The organism is Actinoplanes oryzae (assembly GCF_030757795.1).
Taxonomy (GTDB): Bacteria; Actinomycetota; Actinomycetes; order Mycobacteriales; family Micromonosporaceae; genus Actinoplanes.
On record NZ_JAUQWH010000193.1, the window covers coordinates 1 to 15,678 of the forward strand.

12 protein-coding genes and 1 pseudogene are annotated in these 15,678 nt (G+C 69.4%); 6 read left to right on the plus strand and 7 right to left on the minus strand.

What is annotated here, in order from left to right; all coding sequences use genetic code 11:
• Nucleotides 1–2,038: DNA gyrase subunit A (gene gyrA / locus RBH18_RS37860; RefSeq protein ID WP_306215323.1), on the minus strand; the 2,038-nt coding region annotated here is incomplete at its 3' end.
• 136 nt (nt 2,039–2,174) lie between these two features.
• On the minus strand, nt 2,175–4,124 hold the full coding sequence (gene gyrB / locus RBH18_RS37865) for a DNA topoisomerase (ATP-hydrolyzing) subunit B (RefSeq protein ID WP_306215324.1): 1,950 nt from the start codon (nt 4,122–4,124) through the stop codon (nt 2,175–2,177).
• Nucleotides 4,125–4,741: 617 nt separating this feature from the next.
• On the opposite strand from gyrB, the gene RBH18_RS37870 reads away from it, so the two are divergent.
• On the plus strand, nt 4,742–5,308 hold the full coding sequence (locus RBH18_RS37870) for a hypothetical protein (RefSeq protein ID WP_306215325.1): 567 nt from the start codon (nt 4,742–4,744) through the stop codon (nt 5,306–5,308).
• Between the two features lie 156 nt (nt 5,309–5,464).
• On the opposite strand, the gene RBH18_RS37875 is transcribed toward RBH18_RS37870, so the two are convergent.
• The 5 genes from RBH18_RS37875 to dnaA form a co-directional block, all read right to left on the minus strand.
• Complete coding sequence (locus RBH18_RS37875; RefSeq protein ID WP_306215326.1) at nt 5,465–6,022, minus strand: DciA family protein; 558 nt, start codon at nt 6,020–6,022, stop codon at nt 5,465–5,467.
• The gene (recF, locus tag RBH18_RS37880) at nt 6,015–7,142 is read right to left on the minus strand and encodes a DNA replication/repair protein RecF (RefSeq protein ID WP_306215327.1); all 1,128 of its coding nucleotides are present in this window, start codon (nt 7,140–7,142) and stop codon (nt 6,015–6,017) included. The genes RBH18_RS37875 and recF overlap by 8 nt, the downstream gene beginning before the upstream one ends.
• Before the next feature lie 3 nt (nt 7,143–7,145).
• The gene (gene gnd / locus RBH18_RS37885) at nt 7,146–8,018 is read right to left on the minus strand and encodes a phosphogluconate dehydrogenase (NAD(+)-dependent, decarboxylating) (protein WP_306215328.1); all 873 of its coding nucleotides are present in this window, start codon (nt 8,016–8,018) and stop codon (nt 7,146–7,148) included.
• 38 nt (nt 8,019–8,056) lie between these two features.
• On the minus strand, nt 8,057–9,190 hold the full coding sequence (gene dnaN, locus RBH18_RS37890) for a DNA polymerase III subunit beta (RefSeq protein WP_305788486.1): 1,134 nt from the start codon (nt 9,188–9,190) through the stop codon (nt 8,057–8,059).
• Between the two features lie 1,919 nt (nt 9,191–11,109).
• Complete coding sequence (gene dnaA, locus RBH18_RS37895) at nt 11,110–12,897, minus strand: chromosomal replication initiator protein DnaA (RefSeq protein WP_306215329.1); 1,788 nt, start codon at nt 12,895–12,897, stop codon at nt 11,110–11,112.
• Between the two features lie 607 nt (nt 12,898–13,504).
• Here dnaA and rpmH point away from each other — a divergent pair.
• The 5 genes and pseudogenes from rpmH to RBH18_RS37920 form a co-directional block, all read left to right on the plus strand.
• The gene (rpmH, locus tag RBH18_RS37900; RefSeq protein WP_305788484.1) at nt 13,505–13,642 is read left to right on the plus strand and encodes a 50S ribosomal protein L34; all 138 of its coding nucleotides are present in this window, start codon (nt 13,505–13,507) and stop codon (nt 13,640–13,642) included.
• Between the two features lie 35 nt (nt 13,643–13,677).
• Nucleotides 13,678–14,034 (plus strand): ribonuclease P protein component, encoded by a 357-nt coding sequence (gene rnpA, locus RBH18_RS37905; protein ID WP_306215330.1) that lies wholly within the window; start codon nt 13,678–13,680, stop codon nt 14,032–14,034.
• Nucleotides 14,031–14,288 (plus strand): membrane protein insertion efficiency factor YidD, encoded by a 258-nt coding sequence (gene yidD, locus RBH18_RS37910; RefSeq protein ID WP_306215331.1) that lies wholly within the window; start codon nt 14,031–14,033, stop codon nt 14,286–14,288. The genes rnpA and yidD overlap by 4 nt, the downstream gene beginning before the upstream one ends.
• Nucleotide 14,289: 1 nt before the next feature.
• Entirely contained in the window at nt 14,290–15,315 is a 1,026-nt protein-coding gene (gene yidC / locus RBH18_RS37915; protein ID WP_306215332.1) for a membrane protein insertase YidC, read from the plus strand.
• A gap of 152 nt (nt 15,316–15,467) precedes the next feature.
• Nucleotides 15,468–15,678, plus strand: a pseudogene (locus RBH18_RS37920) (single-stranded DNA-binding protein); the annotation flags it as partial.

The following is a 15,678-nucleotide window of genomic DNA, read 5'->3' on the forward strand; positions in this document are numbered from 1 at the left end:
GGTCGTTCTCCGGAGCGGCCAGCGCGGCGCCCACCAATTCGTCATCCTCCCGCAGGTTGATGGCGATGATGCCACCACTGCGGTTGGAGTCAAACTCGGTGAGGCGGGTCTTCTTCACGAGCCCATTCTTGGTGGCGAGCACAAGGTAGGGCTCGACCTCGTAGTTCGGGATCTGGATGACCTGCGCGATGTGCTCGTCCGGCTGGAAGGCGAGCAGGTTGGCGACGTGCTGGCCCTTGGCCGAGCGCATGGCCTCCGGCAGCTCGTAGGCCTTCGCGCGGTAGACCCGCCCCTTGTTCGTGAAGAACAGGATCCACGAGTGCGTCGAGATCACGAAGAAGTGGCTGACGATGTCGTCCTGGCGCAGGGTGGCGCCGCTCACGCCCTTGCCGCCGCGCTTCTGCGAGCGATAGAGATCGATCTTCGTCCGCTTCGCGTACCCGGTCCGTGTGATCGTTACCACAACGTCCTCGCGGGCGATGAGGTCCTCCATCGAGACCTCGCCGTCGAACGGGATGATCTGCGTCTTCCGGTCGTCCCCGAAGCGGCTGACGATCTCCGCGAGCTCCTCGGAGACGATCGCCCGCTGGCGCTCCGGCTTGGCGAGGATGTCCTTGAGATCGGCGATCTCGAGCTCGATCCGGCCGAGCTCGTCGATGATCTTCTGCCGCTCCAGGGCCGCGAGGCGCCGCAGCTGCATGTCGAGGATCGCGTTGGCCTGGACCTCGTCGACCTCGAGCAGCTGCATCAGGCCCTGCCGCGAGTCCTCGACCGTCGGCGAGCGCCGGATCAGGGCGATGACCTCGTCGAGCATGTCGAGCGCCTTGACCAGGCCGCGCAGGATGTGCGCGCGCTCCTCGGCCTTGCGCAGGCGGTAGGCGGTCCGCCGGCGGATGACCTCGATCTGGTGCTCGACGTAGTAGCGGATGAACTGCGCGAGGTTGAGCGTGCGCGGCACGCCGTCGACCAGCGCCAGCATGTTGGCGCCGAACGTCTCCTGCAGCTGCGTGTGCTTGTAGAGGTTGTTCAGCACGACCTTGGCGATCGCGTCGCGCTTCAGGACGATGATCAACCGCATGCCCGTACGGCCGGAGGACTCGTCCTTGATGTCGGCGATGCCGGTGAGCTTGCCCTCCTTCACCAGCTCGGCGACGCGCTCGGCAAGGTTGTCCGGGTTGACCTGGTACGGCAGCTCGGTGACGACGAGCTGCGGCCGGCCCCGGGCGTCCTCCTCCATCTCGACCACGGCGCGCATGCGGATGGCACCACGGCCGGTCCGGTACGCGTCGTTGATTGCCGACTGCCCGACGATCAGGCCCTTGGTCGGGAAGTCGGGGCCCTTGACCAGCTCCATGAGCGCGTCGAGCGTGGTGGCCTCGTCCGCCTCCGGGTTGTCGAGGCACCACTGGACGGCGGCGGCGATCTCGCGCAGGTTGTGCGGCGGGATCTTGGTGGCCATGCCGACCGCGATGCCCTCGGAGCCGTTGACGAGCAGGTTGGGGAACCGCGCCGGCAGGATCGTGGGCTCCTTGGCCCGGCCGTCGTAGTTGTCCTGCATGTCGACGGTGTCCTCGTCGATGTCCCGCAGCATCTCCATGGCGAGCGGCGAGAGCTTCGACTCGGTGTAGCGCATGGCGGCCGGCGGGTCGTTGCCCGGCGAGCCGAAGTTGCCGTTGCCGTCGATCAGCGGGTAGCGCAGCGACCAGGGCTGCCCCATCCGCACCAGCGCGTCGTAGATCGACGAGTCGCCGTGCGGATGGTAGTTGCCCATCACGTCGCCGACGACGCGGGCGCACTTGACGTAGCCGCGGTCCGGGCGGAAGCCCGAGTCGTACATCGCGAAGAGGATCTTGCGGTGCACCGGCTTGAGGCCGTCGCGGACGTCGGGCAGCGCCCGGCCCACGATGACGCTCATCGCATAGTCGAGGTACGAGCGCTGCATCTCGACCTCGAGGCCGACCGGCTCGACGCGCTGGCCGACGCCGCCGCCGGTCGCGTCCTGCGGCTCCTCGGCGGGGTTCTCGGGAGTATCCGTCACAGTCAACCCTTACTCACGGTCAAACCCGACATTAGGGCTTGAAACACGCATTTAGCTGTGGATAACGCTGTGGAAAGTGCCTGTTCGCTGTGCATAACCCTGGGTGACGGCGTCGTGGACGCCGCCACCCGCGGGCTCAGATGTCCAGGAAGCGGACGTCCTTGGCGTTGCGCTGGATGAAGGAGCGCCGAGCGTCGACGTCCTCACCCATCAGCACGCTGAACAGCTCGTCCGCGACCGCGGCGTCGTCGAGCGTGACCTGGCGCAGCGTCCGGGTCGCCGGGTCCATCGTCGTGTCCCACAGCTCGTGGAAGTTCATCTCGCCGAGGCCCTTGAACCGCTGGATGTCGTCCGGCTTGGCGTTCGGCTTCTTCTGCTGGCGCAGCGCGATGAGGCCGTCGCGCTCCCGGTCGGAGTACGCGTACTGGGCGTCGTCGCCGCGCTTGTTCCACTTGATCTTGTAGAGCGGCGGGGCGGCCAGGTAGACGTGGCCCTGCTCGACCAGCGGCCGCATGAAGCGGAACAGCAGGGTCAGCAGCAGCGTCTGGATGTGCTGGCCGTCGACGTCGGCGTCCGCCATCAGCACGATCTTGTGATAGCGCAGCTTGGCGATGTCGAAGTCGTCGTGGATGCCGGTGCCGGCCGCCGTGATCAGCGCCTGGACCTCGTTGTTCTTCAGGACCCGGTCGATGCGGGCCTTCTCCACGTTGAGGATCTTGCCGCGGATCGGCAGGATCGCCTGGATCCGGCTGTTGCGGCCCTGCTTGGCCGAGCCGCCGGCCGAGTCGCCCTCGACGATGAACAGCTCCGACTCGCGCGGGTCGGTGGACTGGCAGTCGGCCAGCTTGCCCGGCATCGAGCCCGACTCCAGCAGCGACTTGCGCCGGGCCAGCTTGCGGGCCTGCTGCGCGGCGATCCGGGCCCGGGCCGCCTGCGACGCCTTGGTGATGATCGTCTTGGCCTCGGCCGGGTTGCGGTCGAACCAGTCCGCGATCTGCTCGTTGGCGATCTTCTGCACGAAGCTCTTCATCGCAGTGTTGCCGAGCTTCGTCTTGGTCTGACCCTCGAACTGCGGGTTGGCCAGGGTCACCGAGATGATCGCGGCGAGCCCCTCGCGGATGTCCTCGCCGGAGAGCTTCTCGTCGCTCTTGAGGAACTTCTTCTCGGCGCCGTACCGGTTGATCGTGTTGGTCAGCGCGGCGCGGAAGCCCTCTTCGTGCGTGCCGCCCTCGTGGGTGTTGATCCTGTTGGCGAAGGTGTAGACCGACTCGCCGTAGGACTCGTTCCACTGCATCGCGATCTCAAGGGCCATGCCCTCCTCGGGCGCCTCGGCCTCGAACTCGATCACGGACTTGTGCACCGGGGTCTTGGTGTTGTTGAGGTGGCGCACGAAGTCGGCGATGCCGTTCTCGTACATGAAGGTGACCGCGCGGGGCTTGCCCTCCTCGTCGGCGGCCTCGGGCCGCTGATCGGTGAGGTTGATGGTCAGGCCCTTGTTGAGGAAGGCCATCTCCTGCAGCCGGCGGTAGATCGTCTGGTAGTCGAACTCGACCGTCTCGAAGATCGTGGCGTCCGGCCAGAACTGCACCGTCGACCCGGTGGTCGTGGTCGTCTCGCCCTTGTCCAGCGGGCCGGGCTTGCTGGCGTCGTACTTCTGCCGCCAGACGAAGCCGTCCTTGTGGATCTCGACGGCCATGCGGGTGGAGAGCGCGTTCACGACGGAGACGCCGACGCCGTGCAGACCGCCGGAGACCGCGTACGCCTTGCCGTCGAACTTGCCGCCGGCGTGCAGCACCGTCAGCGCGACCTCGACACCCGGCTTCTTCAGCTTGGGGTGCAGGTCGACGGGGAAGCCGCGGCCGTTGTCGGTGACGGAGACGCCACCGTCGGGCAGCAGGACCACGTCGATGTTGTCGCAGAAGCCCGCGAGCGCCTCGTCGACGGCGTTGTCCACAACCTCCCAGACCAGGTGGTGCAGGCCGCGCTCGCCGGTGGAGCCGATGTACATACCGGGACGCTTGCGAACCGCCTCGAGGCCTTCGAGCACGGTGATGGATCCGGCACCGTATTCCTGATTCTCTGCCACCCTCGGCCACTTTCTCGCACCGGTCCCCGCGGGGACCGGCCACGGGGTTGGCGGGACGCGGCCGCGGGCAGCCGGTGGGCACGGCACACCACACGAGCGAGCCGCGGGAAGGATGCGGACCACCGGTGGAGCCGAGCGCGCCGGTCGCCGCGGACGTCCCGCGGATCGTGATCGGCTGGAAAAATCGCGTAGCGTGACGAAGGGCCGCCGGAGACAGCGACCCGGCCCGCAGGAGACTTTCCCGGTCTCCGTCGATTCTACTCCGTCCGGGCGAGTTGTTGAGGGCCCGGCACCCTCGTACGGGCGCCTCAGATTGCCGTAGCGCCCCGCAGGGCCATTCCCGCGAGTCCCCCTACACGGAATGCGGCCGCTGCGCAACGGCGTACCTTCCGGCCGGTGACGTCCGGCAGCGCCCACCGCGACACCGACGACACGCGCTGCGACACCCCGCGCCGCCGGGACGCTGCCTCGCACCGGCGGGCGCCAGTGTCGTAACCTCGCCCCGCGCGGGCCGGGCCATGGCCGGACGTCCCGCGACCGGCGGGGCCACCCGCGCCCCGCACCGTGGGGCCTCCCGCCGGGCGACGCACCCGGCAGGTCGAGGAAGGATGGGCCCCATGGCGCACGACAAGGGGCTGGACAACGTGGCCGTGCACTGGCCGCGCACCAACCGGTTCTACGATCCGGTCGCGCCGGCGGAGTTCGTCGACTTCGGCGCCGTCGCGGACGCGCCGGACATCGCCGCGCCGACCGGGGCGCTCGCGCTGCACATCGCCAAGACGGGCACGGTGCGCGCGACCGCGTACACGGAGCTGGTCGACCTGCTCCTGGGCCTCGAGGGCGTGCTCTACGCCACGGACGCGGCGGCCGAGGACGAGGACCCGGTCATCGACCCGGACGGCTGCGCCTGGATCGCCGGCGGCCTGGAGCGGTTCGTGGAGGGCCATCAGCCGTACGGGGACCTGGTCACCTTCGACAGCGTGGCGGGCGTGATGCGGGCCGCCGTGGCCGCCGGGCGCCTCCCCGAGCAGCAGCTGCGCTGGCTGGAGCAGCGCCTCGACTCCCTGCGTGACGAGGCGGGCAATCCCCCGCACTGGAGCTTCGCCCGCACCGAGCTGGCGATCCTGGCCGGCTTCTACCGCCGCTGCGCCGACCGTGGCTACGCGGTCTTCGCGGACTACTGAGCTTTCGCGCTCGATCGCGCATGCGCCGCAGGGGTCGATGAGTTCAGGACCCTTTTTCGGCCGGCCCCGCTCACGCGAAGCCGGCCGAAAAAGTGCCCAGAACTCATCGACGCGGCAATGCGCTCCTCGCTGACAGAAGCGGAGACAGGAGCAGGGCTACCCGTAGGTGTCGCGCGGTCCCCTGCCCTGCACCCGGCGGGGGCCGCGGCTCCACGAGGGCGCCGACGGGCCGTGGATGTTGAGCCGCTGGACGACGTTGTGGCCCACCTCGGCCGCGATGCTCTTCAGCAGCCGGGCGGTCAGCATGCGCAGCTGGGTCGCCCATGCGGTGGATTCCGCCTCGACGGTCAGCACGCCGTCCTCGAGTTTGATCGGGCGGCTGTGCTTGGCGATGTCCTCGCCGACGACCTTCTCCCAGGCGCCGAAGACGGTCGCCTCCGCGGCGGGCTTCTGCCAGCCGCGTTGCTTCATGAGCCGCTCGAGCATCGCGCCGAAGAGCTGCGGGTCCCGCGGGTCCGGGCCCGGCCCGGAATAGCCGCGCAGGCGCCTGCCCTCACCCTCGCTTTCCCCGGTACGCCGCCGGGGCTGCTGCTGCGCGAGACGGCGCTTCGCGAGGGCGGCATCCAGCACCGCCCGGGCCAGCTCCGGCCCGGCAAGGTCGTCGGCGCCTGCTGAAGCCGCCGCTGACGGCTTTTCGGGGCTCTCCTCAGACACGGGTCACCGTTCCTGGTCCGACGTCGTAGCGGGCGCCCTGGAGGGTCGCCGGGACATCCTCGGGCACGGCACAGGTCACGAGCAACTGGGCGGCGTCCGCGACCAGGGCGGCGAGGCGCTCGCGGCGCCCCGAGTCGAGCTCGGCGAACACGTCGTCGAGGACCAGGACCGGCTCGATGCCATCGGTGCGCAGGAGGTCGTACGCGGCGAGGCGGAGCGCGAGCGCGAACGACCAGGACTCGCCGTGGCTCGCGTACCCCTTGGCCGGCAGGTCGCCGAGCGCCAGGGTGAGATCGTCGCGATGCGGGCCGACCAGGGTGACGCCGCGCTCGATCTCGTTCTGGCGGCGCTCGGCCAGCGACGCCAGCAGCGCCTCCTCGAGGGCCGGGCGGTCCGGCGCCAGGCCGTCGCCGAGCCGGGACGCGTACGCGATGGTGGCCGACGCGCGTCCGGCGGCCACCGCGTCGTACGCCTTGGTCAGGTGCGGGCCGAGCGCCGCGACCAGCTCGATCCGGCCGGCCAGCAGCTCCGCGCCGTGATGCGCCAGATGCTGGTCCCAGACCGCGAGCGTGGAGAGGTCCTGCCCGCGGGTGCCGCCGACCTTGCGGGTCAGGTACGCCGTCCGGAGCAGGGCGTTGCGTTGCTTCACGACCCGGTCGTAGTCCGCGCGCACCCCGGCATAGCGCGGCTGGCGGGCCACGAGGAGATCGTCGAGGTAGCGGCGCCGCTCGGACGGGTCGCCGCGGACCAGTTCAAGATCCTCGGGCGCGAAGAGCACCATGCGCAGGGCGCCGAGGATCTCGCGCGAGCGGCGTACGGGAGAGCGGTTGAGCCGGGCCCGGTTGGCCTTGCCCGGCACGATCTCCAGCTCGACGAGCAGCTCGCGTCCGTCGTGGACGATCGCGCAGCGGATCACCGCCGAGCTCGCGCCGGCCTTGACCAGCGGGGCGTCGGTGGCCACCCGGTGACTGTCCAGAGTGGCCACATAGCCCAGGGCTTCGATCAGGTTCGTCTTGCCCATGCCGTTCTGGCCGACCAGCACGGTGACGCCGGGGTCGAGATCAACAACGGCCCGCTCGTACGAACGGAAGGTGGTGAGCTCGACCCGGCGAACGTACATGGATCAGCGCTTGACGGCGTGGCCGCCGAACTGGTTGCGCAGCGCGGCGATCGCCTTCATGGCCGGCGAGTCGTCCTGCCGCGACTGGAAGCGCGCGAACAGCGACGCGGCGATGGCGTTGGCCGGCACGGCGAGGCGCACGGCCTCGTCGACGGTCCAGCGGCCCTCGCCGGTGTCCTCCGCGTAGCCGCGGATGTTCGCCAGCTCCGGGTCCTCGTCGAGCGCCCGGTCGAACAGGTCGAGCAGCCACGACTTGACGACCGAGCCCTCGCGCCAGCTCTTGATGACCGCGGGCACGTCGTCGACGTACTCGGCGGCCTTGAGGATCTCGTAGCCCTCGGCGTACGCCTGCATCATCGCGTACTCGATGCCGTTGTGGATCATCTTGGCGTAGTGGCCGGAGCCGACGCTGCCCGCGTGCGCGAAGCCGAACTCGCCGGCCGGCTTGAGCGCGTCGAAGATCGGCTGCGCCTTCGCGACGTCGTCGGCCTCGCCGCCGACCATCAGGGCGTAGCCGTTCTGGGCGCCCCAGACGCCGCCGGAGACGCCGCAGTCCATGTAGCCGATGCCCTTGGCCGCCAGGCGCTCGGCACGCGGCTTGTCGTCCGTGAACTTGGAGTTGCCACCGTCGATGATCACGTCGCCGGCCTCGAGGAGGTCGGCGAGCTCGTTGATGGTGTCCTCAGTGATCTTGCCGGCCGGGACCATGGTCCAGACGACGCGCGGCGCGGCAAGCTTCCCGACCATGTCGGCGAGGCTCGTGGCGTCGGAGATGTCCGGGTTGTGGTCGAAGCCGACAACCTCGTGACCGGCGGCGCGCAGACGTTCGCGCATGTTGCCGCCCATCCGGCCGAGCCCGATGAGGCCGAGCTGCATGGTGTTTCCCCCTAGATGAGTGTTCTTCAGGCCCAGTATCAGCGAGTTACCCGAATAGGCATGATCAGATAGCGATATCCGGGCACGATTTGGCCGTCCTCGTCTGCGGGGGAGATCACAGCAGGCTTGAAAGCGTCGACAAAAGAGAGTACGGCGCTCGGGGCCCCGAGGTTCTGCAAACCGTCGATCAGGTACTGCGGGTTGAAGCCGATCGTCAGCGCCTCACCGGTGAAGGCGGCCTCCATGGCCTCGCTGGCCCGCGCCTCCTCGGTGCCGCCGGCCTCGACCACCAGCCCGTCCTCGCTGAAGCTCAGCAGCACCGGCGTGGTCCGCTCGGCCACCAGGGCCACGCGCCGGACCACCTCGACGAGCGCCGAGACGCTCACCACGGCCTGCGAGTTGGAGCTGGCCGGGAAGATCGACCGCACCGGCGGGTAGTTGGCCCCGTCGAGGAGCCGGCTCGTCGTGCGGCGTGCACCACCTGCGAAACCGACCATGCCCTCGCCGGCGTTGCCCTGCGACAGCGCCAGCGTGACGGCGCCGCCGACCGGGCCCATCGCCTTGGCGGTGTCGTTCAGCGTCTTCGCCGGGATGAGCGCGTTGAGGCTGATCTCGCCATCGCCCGGGTTCCACTCGATCTCGCGCATGGCCAGCCGGTAGCGGTCGGTCGCGAGCATCGTCATCGTCGTGCCGTCGAGCTCCACCCGAACACCGGTCAGCATCGGCAGCGTCTCGTCGCGGCCCGCGGCGATCGCCACCTGCGACACGGCGGACGCGAAGGCCTGCGCGTCGACCGTGCCGGTGCTGGAGGGCATCTCCGGGAGCGTCGGGTAGTCCTCGACGGGCATCACCGGAAGGGTGAACCGCGCGCTGCCGCACACCAGCTCGAGGTGGGAGCCGACCGCGGCGATGTCCACCGGCTTGGCCGGCAGCGCCTTGGTGATCTCGGCGAGCAGCCGCCCGGAGACCAGGGCGGCGCCGTCGGCGTCGGCCTGCACGTCCACGGTCACCTGGCTGGAGACCTCGTAGTCGAAGCCCGACACCTGCAGGGTGCTGTCCGTCACCCGCAGCATGACGCCTGCCAGCACAGGCACCGACGGGCGGCTGGGAAGGCTCTTGGCCGTCCACGCCACGGCGTCGGCGAGTACGTCTCGTTCCACCCGGAACTTCATGCCATGCCCTCCGCGTCACTTTCCTCGTCGAACCCGCTGTGCAGATACGGCCACTGAAACTCTATGGCGGGCGGTGGCTCAGCGTCCGCCCGCCCCCCGGGGTGTCTGGGGGCACCGTGTGCCTGTCGGCTCAGGAGGCGTCGGGCTGCGGGCCCGATGCCTCTCTGTGTCTCCCCGGTGCGTCGTGGTTCCTCTTCTTACGCCTTGCTTCTCGTGCCTGGGGCCTGGTGTCCGTCATGCGTCTGGTGTGTCGTGCCTCGTGCCTTGTGCCCGACGCGTCTGGTGTGTCGTGCCTCGTGCCCGTCATGCGTCGGGTGCCTGCCGTCTGGCATCTGGTGGCTGCCTTCCGATGGCTGGCTCCTGATGCCTCGGGCCCGGGTGCTCCCGGCCTCGGTGCTTCTTGGCTCTGAACCTGGTGTGGATCGAGCCGTCGGCGGCTCCTCCACACCCCCCACAACGCTGATGATTGAACTTAGATTTTCCGAGAGAGATAACAGTCGTAATCATCGGCCCTGTGCATACTGTGGAGAACTCGCGTTTGCGCAGGTCAGAGAGTTATCCACCGGTGGTTGGCATGTGGACGAGCGGGGGATTAACCCCTGTCTGCATCCACAGTCACGTGACCAACCGAAGTTGTCCACCGCTGTCCACCGGTTATCCACCGCTTATCCACCGGGGTTGTACCCAGGTCTGTGGACGGCGCCGGGACGCTACAGACTCGTCGTCCCCAGAACCTTCAACAGGAAATCCACAGGCGTCCACAGGGTGTGGGAAAAAATGTGACCCTTCGTGATTGTCCACATCGATTTCCCCAGGGGTTGTCCACATCTGGGGGTAGCGTCCCGTCAAGTTGTCCACCGTCTGGGGACAGGGCCTGTGGATGCCTGTGGATTAGTGTGGATAACGTTGGCACGAAACGGTTGCGTCCCGACGTTGACAAATCCGGGTCGGCGTGGGCGGCCCGGGGGCTGGGGGCGACGGCGCCGGGCTCGGTGGGCGGCCGCTGCTTGTGGGCAGACTTGTGGATAACCGGTGGGTAACGCGGCGGATAGGCGTGTCGGCGCTGGTCAGAGGGTTGTGCACAGGTGTCGGGTCTCGTGCGGGCGTCGAGGTCCCTCGACCCGGACGGCGTCGTCACGCTGGACGACGAGTTTCTCCACATGCCGGTGCCTTCGTGGCCGCCGCGCTCGCTTCCATCAGGTAGCCGGCGAGACGCGCCTCCTCCCGCCGGGTCACTGGCGAGGCACCCCTGCTGCTGCGAAGCTCGGCCGGCTCCTGCGAAGCTCGCCCGGATTCGGACGGCTCATCGCCCGGCGTCGTAGGCGGCGATCACCAGCTGCGCCGCCCGAGACTCGATCAGCTCATCCCCAGGTTGCGGTCGGCTGATGCCTCGAGCTCCGGTCGGCTCATTTTCCAAGCTCCGGCCGGTTCACGCCCGGGTCTCGGCTTGCTCCTAGCTTCGGAGCCGGGCGCAGGGGTGCGGCTTTCCACACAGCTGAGGGCGGGTTGTTGGGCGCCGTGCCCGGGCGGGGACTGCGCGAGTTGCCTTGCTGCGTGGTCAGGCGGGCGACGGTGTGTGGAGGCGCCGCCGGGAGAGACAGGACGTGCGGTGGCGGCGGGGGCGTGCGGTGGCGGCTCCGGGAGAGACGGGGCGTGCGGTGGCGCGCTGGGTTCGGCCCTGCGGCGACTCGGTGTCTGCGGGCGTGGCTGTGCGGGGTCCGGATGCTACGGGCGACCCGGCAGCCTCAGCCCGGATGGTCGCCAACGGCCTGGAGCGGCTACGGCATCCGTCTGACGATGCGTGCAGGGGCTGCTGCTTGTGGGGGCCCCTGCGGCGTACAAGAGCAGGTCGCGAGCCTGCGCCGCGGTGGAGGGTGAGCTGACCGCGGGTTGTGGTGAGCAGTCCGGCGGAGGTGGCGCTAGGTGTTCTGCTTGATGCGGTTGGTCAGTTCGGCGATCTGGTTGTAGAGCGAGCGCCGCTCCGCCATGTGCTGGCGGATCTTGCGGTCCGCGTGCATGACGGTGGTGTGGTCGCGGCCGCCGAAGGCCTGGCCGATGCGCGGGAGGGAGAGCTCGGTCAGCTCGCGGCAGAGGTACATCGCGACCTGGCGGGCGTTGACCAGCACCCGGCTGCGGGAGTGGCCGCGGAGGTCCTCCAGGGAGACGCCGAAGTAGTCGGCGGTCGAGGCCATGATCTGGTCGGCGGTGATCTCGGGGCCGGCGCCGTCGGGCATGAAGTCGCGGAGGACCTCCTCGGCCAGGCTGAGCTGGACCGGGGAGCGGGTGAGGCTCGCGAAGGCGGTGACCCGGATGAGGGCGCCCTCGAGCTCGCGGATCGAGTTGGAGACGCGGCTGGCGATGAACTCGAGGACGTCGTCCGGGGCGAACATGCGCTCCTGGGCGGCCTTCTTCTGCAGGATCGCGATGCGGGTCTCGAGGTCGGGCGGCTGGATGTCCGCGAGCAGGCCCCACTCGAAGCGGGTCCGCATGCGGTCCTCGAGCGTGGCCAGCTGGCGCGGGGAGCGGTCCGAGCTGATCACGATCTGCTTGTTGGCGTTGTGGAGGGTGTTGAACGTGTGGAAGAACTCCTCCTGCGTGCGCTCCCTGTTCTCCAGGAACTGGATGTCGTCGATCAGCAGGATGTCGACGTCGCGGTAGCGCCGCTGGAACGCCTGCGTCTTGTCGTCGCGCAGGCTGTTGATGAAGTCGTTGGTGAACTCCTCGGTGGAGACGTAACGCACACTGCGCGCGTGGCCGAGCGTGGTCGCATAGTGGCCGATCGCGTGGAGCAGGTGCGTCTTGCCCAGCCCGGAGCTGCCGTAGATGAAGAGCGGGTTGTACGCCTTGGCGGGCGATTCGGCAACCGCGACAGCGGCAGCATGCGCGAAGCGGTTGGACGAGCCGATGACGAACGTCTCGAACATGTACTTCGGGTTCAGCCGGTTGCCGCCGTCGTTGCCGCCGGGGCGCGGGCTGACCGACGGGCCCGCGAGCGGCGAGCGGCCGGGGCCGTTGTCGCCGCGCATCGAGAGGGTGTCCTCCGCCGGGCGCTCGTCCGGGCGGCGCTGGTTGTCGCGCAGCTGGGCGGGCTCGGTCGCCATGCGGTGACCGTCGCTGTTGTTCTCGGCGAAGTGCGGGCGCTGGCGAGGCGCCTCCGCCGGCTTTTCCTCCGCGAACGCGCTTATCGCCGGCTCCGCCATGGGCAGCGGCGCGGCGAACAGGGCCTCCTGGCCGCCGTCGCGGGCCGCCGGCACATTCCGGCTGTACGGCACCTGGGCCGACCCGGTCGGACCCTCGTCCGCCGCCGGATACTCCTGGTACGCGGAGGGCTGTGGATAACGATCGGGATACATCGGCGCCGGGGGCTCCGCATAGTGGGCGGGCGGCTGCGCGGCGGGCTCGGGCGGAGGGGTGCCGTAGACCGTCCCGGGGCGTCCGGATCCGTCCTCCGGGGGCCGGACTGTGACGGCGACCTGGATCGGCCGGCCCAGCCGGCGCGAGAGGGCCTCGGTGATCGCGAGGCGGAGCCGGGACTCGATGACATCGCGCGTGTAGGTGTCGGGGACCGACAGCAGCGCCGTGTCCTCCACTATGGCGCGCAGGCGGGTGAGGCGCAGGTACGCACGCTGCTGGGCGGACGCGATCTCGTCCACCAGCTCGTCCGTAGCCGCAGCCCAGACCTCGCCCAGGTCGACCGTGTCGGCCACCGCCGCGCCACCCCCATCGCCACCGGTTCCCCGGACGGCCTTGATCGTCCCGCCTCAGGCCTGCCCTCACCCAGTTGGGCGACGGGCCGGCTTCCCCCCAGCCCAGCACGTCGGACGTGCTGAACGTGCACGGCTCCACCGGCTTGTCCACAGGTTATCCACAACCTGTGCACTTGTCGTTGGTCGCTCCCCGGCCGGATGGTCGGCAGACTTCCCGGAGCCTGTGCTGGCGCGGGAAAACAGGCTCACCGTGCCGAACGATTCACCGCCTCGTCCGGTTCTGCGGGGCTGTGGTGCCCGGCTGTCGGCGGCAGCGCTGAAGACCAGCAAACGGGCACGCTAACAGCGTCGCAGTCCCCTCATCAACCGGCGGTACCCACCCCGGGCAGACCTGGCACGAAAAGATTCACTCCGTACGCGCCCGGCCCGGCCTGAGTGACGGACGGTACCCCATCGCGGCGCGCCGTCCGTCGGATAGTTGACCACCACGGGTGCCCTGCGTAGGGTCGAGCGGTTGCTCCGCCGCGTTCTGATAAAGTGGCGTCTTGCAGCTGATGCCCCCTGGCCGTCGCAACAGAGCGACGGAGTACGAAGACGGAGTTCTGACGTGAGCAAGCGCACCTACCAGCCGAACAACCGCCGGCGCGCCAAGACCCACGGCTTCCGGCTGCGCATGCGCACCCGTGCCGGCCGCGCCATCCTCTCCACCCGTCGCTCCAAGGGCCGCGCCAAGCTGTCGGCCTGAGCCGACAGCCGGCGGGCCGGATGCCCAGGTAGATCGTGCTGGCCGCCGCGCAGCGACTGCGGCGCAGCACGGACTTCGCCGCAGCGGTCCGTGGTGGCCGCCGGGCCGGCCGCGGCACGGTGGTGGTTCATCTTCTTCTCGACGAGCCGGCGCAAGCCTCCCAGGCACGCGCCGGCTTTGTCGTGTCCAAGGCGGTGGGCAACGCGGTGGTCCGCAACAAGGTCCGCCGTCGCCTGCGTCATCTGGTCCGGCCCCGGCTGGACGAGCTGCCGGCCGGTGCCACCGTCGTGGTGCGCGCCCTGCCCTCGGCGGCCGAGGCGTCCTTCGAGACGCTCGGCACTGACCTCGATGCCGCCCTCGCCGCGGCACGCAGACCCCGGCGGCCACGATGACACCCCTTGCCCGTCTGCTGACGGCGGCGGTCGTCGCGTACCGTCGTTGGATAAGCCCGGCACTGCCGGCCCGCTGCCGGTTCTACCCCTCGTGCAGTGCGTACGCCGTCGAGGCGCTCGCCAAGCACGGCGCGCTCCACGGAACCGGCCTGACGGTCCGGCGGCTGCTGCGGTGCCACCCCTTCCACCCCGGAGGGTACGACCCCGTGCCCGACCCGATCCGTCACCGTCCTGCCGATGTGACTGGAGCATAAGTTGAGTCTCGACTGGATCTACTACGCCATTTCGTGGATCCTCCTGCGCTGGCATGACCTCTGGGACGCCATCGGCGTTTCCGACGGCCGGGTCCTCGGCACCAACTGGGCCTGGATCCTGTCGATCGTCTTCCTGGTGGTGACGCTGCGCGTCATCCTCTTCCCCGTCTTCGTCAAGCAGATCAAGTCCCAGCGGGCCATGCAGGCGCTGCAGCCCAAGGTCAAGGAGCTGCAGGAGAAGCACAAGGGCGACCGGGAGACGCTCCAGAAGGAAATGATGGAGCTGTACCGGACGGAGAAGGCCAACCCGCTCATGGGCTGCCTTCCGATGTTCCTGCAGATCCCCGTCTTCCTCGGCCTCTTCCACGTCCTGCGCCGGCTGAGCCCGGACAACGGCCAGCCCACCCTGTACGGCTGGTCGGCCGAGAAGTTCAACGACGCCACCCACGCGGCGCTGTTCGGGGCCCCGCTGCCGGCCCAGTTCGGCTCCTCGAGCGCGGAACTGGCCCGCCTGGGCGCGACCAACGGCGCCGCCGTCAAGGTGATCGCGGCCATCCTGGTCCTGACGATGATGGCGACGACCTACCTCACCAGCCGTCAGATGATCCTCAAGACGGGCTGGGCCGAGGACCCGCAGCAGAAGATGATCCAGCGCCTGATGCTCTACGGCATCCCGCTCTCGCTGCTCGTCTCCGGCACGCTGTTCCCCATCGGCGTGGTCATCTACTGGGTCACGAACAACGCCTTCAGCCTGGCGCAGCAGCAGTGGGTGCTCCGCAAGTTCCCGCCGCCGCAGACCGCGGGTGCGAAGACCGGCTCGACGTCCGCCCGGACCGCCCCCGCCGCCGGCAAGAACGGCGCGAAGAACCCGGTGCAGCCGGCCAACCGTGGCCTCTTCGGCCGCAAGCAGGCCGCTCCCGAGGCCACGACCCCGGTCGTCGACACCAAGGCGCTCGCGCCGAAGCCGGGTGCCAAGCCGGTGAACCCGAAGAAGGGCGCTCGCCCCGCCAACAAACCCAAGGGATGACGCTGCGGCGGTCCGGGCGTTTTCGCCCGGACCGCGCGCGACCCTGATCAGGGTGGTGGCGACACAGACCTCCCCGCCGCCGGCGATGGTTCCCGCCGGGGTGGGAAACAGCGGACCGAGCAGGTCCGGCCCGACAGTACGGAGATGAGACCGTGACCGACACCAGCACTCCCAGCGCCGAGGAGACGGCTGCCGCCACTCCCGCGGAGTCCGGTAGCGAGGAAACGAAGAAGTCCGAGACCGTGACCTCCGACTCGGAGCTGTTCGCGCAGAGCGAGGTCGCGGCGGACTACATCGAGGGCCTGCTGGACATCCTCGACTACGACGGCGACATCGACGAGCTCGTCTCCGCGGGCCGGCCCA

Coding starts and splice junctions, on each gene's coding strand:
- RBH18_RS37870 (WP_306215325.1), top strand. CDS start 4,742: ATGGCGCACGACAAGGGGCTGGACAACGTGGCCGTGCACTGGCCGCGC.
- dnaN (WP_305788486.1), bottom strand. CDS start 9,190: ATGAAGTTCCGGGTGGAACGAGACGTACTCGCCGACGCCGTGGCGTGG.
- recF (WP_306215327.1), bottom strand. CDS start 7,142: ATGTACGTTCGCCGGGTCGAGCTCACCACCTTCCGTTCGTACGAGCGG.
- yidD (WP_306215331.1), top strand. CDS start 14,031: ATGACACCCCTTGCCCGTCTGCTGACGGCGGCGGTCGTCGCGTACCGT.
- gnd (WP_306215328.1), bottom strand. CDS start 8,018: ATGCAGCTCGGCCTCATCGGGCTCGGCCGGATGGGCGGCAACATGCGC.